Source organism: Aeromonas finlandensis (assembly GCF_000764645.1).
Taxonomy (GTDB): domain Bacteria; phylum Pseudomonadota; class Gammaproteobacteria; order Enterobacterales; family Aeromonadaceae; genus Aeromonas; species Aeromonas finlandensis.
In genome coordinates this window covers 1-2,108 of sequence record NZ_JRGK01000184.1, presented here as the reverse complement: position 1 = coordinate 2,108, position 2,108 = coordinate 1, and the positions used below count along the sequence as shown (strand labels likewise).

Below are 2,108 nucleotides of genomic sequence, written 5' to 3'. Positions count from 1 at the left end.
GCATCGAGGGGTTGCCAGCAGACCGGGAAAGTCTGTTCTACTTCAATATCCGGGAAATTCCCCCCAAGACAGACAAAAGCAATGTGATGCAGATTGCAGTTCAGACCAGAGTAAAGCTCTTTTATCGGCCAGAAAGTATTGTGCCTGAGCGTGGCGCCATCTGGCAGGATCAGGTGACATTCAAAAAAACAGCGACAGGGATGGTAGCCAATAATCCAACCCCTTATTACATCATTTTTAGCGGGTTCGCCCATCCCAAGGGAAAGACGAAGTCCGTACCGTTCAAAGACTTTAATGCAATCACACTATTGCCAAAATCCACGCAGAGTTTTTCATTAGGCGAGTCTGTGTCAGGTGAATTTATGGCGACCTATATCAATGATTACGGTGGTCATATTGCGTTGGGCTTTAAATGTAATGATGGCGGTCTTTGTAAAGCCCTGATTCAAAATAAATAATTTTATCTTGTTGCTTAAAGGCTTTTTAATTTACTAGGGTGGCTTGTGAAAAAACATATCTTTTTCGTGGTGTCAATATTCATGTGTCTTTCAATAGATGCCGTTTATGCCAATGGATATTTTGAAACGGTTGGCGGTACAAAGGAATTTTCTGTTAATCTTGACAATAGTAATGTGACCAATAATGTTGGCGCTATCACCCAGGCATTCACCTGGGATCTTGGTGACAGTTATCAAGCGACGCGTAAATGTGGCCTACGACCCATATTCGCGGCTTCTATTTATTATAAGGCGACGGTGGGGGGCAATCGCCCTATGTCAGAATATGGCCATTCATTTATAAAGCTGAATGAATATCTTGATGTAAAGGTAGAGATATTTATTGCAGGTAACCTGAATGACTACATAGCAGTCCCTTTTAATAATTTAAGCAATAACTATACTTCGCTTGGTTGTATATACGGTGACGCAAGTTTCATACCATATAAAATCACTAGTGGTAGCAAGGGGCGAGTGACATTTCGCATTAGGAAGAAAATTATTAATGGGGTCAACGTTAGCAACTATGAGGTGGTGGAACTATTTGGTCGATTGGGAAACACGGTATCTGATTTCGGTCCAACACCGATGGCACGAGTGGTCATTAAATCTGCCATCCTATATGTTCCTGAAAAGTGCGTTATCAATGAAGGTCAAACTATCGAAGTGGCATTTGGTGAAATAGGCGGGCGTGACTTGGATGGCAATAAAAATGAAAAGACAGTGCCAATCAGAGTCAGATGTGAGGGGGGGTCATTTGAAGGTACACATCTGAATATAGCGATGGCAGTTGCAGCAAATCCAACCGCGTTTGGTGGTGGTGATTATATAAAGACGGATAGAAAAAATCTTGGCATAAAACTCAAGCAGTTAGACGGTTCTGAGTTAAAACCAAATAGCTTTCATCCGATCGAGATGCATGAAAATATCGGCGAATGGGGATTCATTGCTGCACCAATCAGTAACAATGGGCAAGAGATCAATGAAGGGGACTTCAATGCCACCGCTACCATCGTCTCCGAGATTGAGTGACGGTCAATTTTTCAGCGAGGTTAATTGTGAAGAAATACAACGGTAAACACCTTTTTCTCTCAGCAGGCTTGTGTCTGCTGGCTTGTCCATCTCCGGCAGCCACCTCAAGTCAGGACCTCTTGGGAGGGCCTGTCCGTTTTTATGGCCGTATCATTGCTCAGCCTTGTAGTGTGTCACTCGATTCTCTGGATATGAGGGTTGATATGAATGTGATTGATGTCAAAACCTTGTACGCAAATGGGCACAGTAAGCCGGTTCCTTTTTTTATCAGGCTAACAGGGTGCAAACCAGCGGTATTCAAATCGGTCAGGACCAAGTTCAGCGGGCCCAAGGATGTCACCCTGCCTGGTACCTTGGCGGTCGGGGGAATGGCAAAAGGCATTGCGTTGCAATTGCTGGATCATGACGCTACCCGACTGCAACTGGATGAACTCTCTCGTGCTGTTCCATTACAGGGTCAGGAGTTGGTACTGGCGTTTGCTGCGCAGGTCGATGGCTATCCAGATAGAATTGCCAGCCACAATATTGTCGTTGGTGAGTTCAGTGCGGTGACAACCTTCACCCTACAATATGATTGAA

General features: G+C 44.4%; 3 protein-coding genes. All 3 read left to right on the top strand.

The annotated features are described in order from the left end of the window. On the top strand, positions 1-458 hold a 458-nt coding region (locus tag LD28_RS0112395), incomplete at its 5' end, for a fimbrial biogenesis chaperone (protein ID WP_033137272.1). Between the two features lie 45 nt (positions 459-503). Beyond that, the gene (locus LD28_RS0112390; protein ID WP_033137271.1) at positions 504-1,529 is read left to right on the top strand and encodes a fimbrial protein; all 1,026 of its coding nucleotides are present in this window, start codon (positions 504-506) and stop codon (positions 1,527-1,529) included. Positions 1,530-1,555: 26 nt separating this feature from the next. Then, the gene (locus LD28_RS22380) at positions 1,556-2,107 is read left to right on the top strand and encodes a fimbrial protein (protein ID WP_162182396.1); all 552 of its coding nucleotides are present in this window, start codon (positions 1,556-1,558) and stop codon (positions 2,105-2,107) included. Position 2,108: the final 1 nt, after the last annotated feature.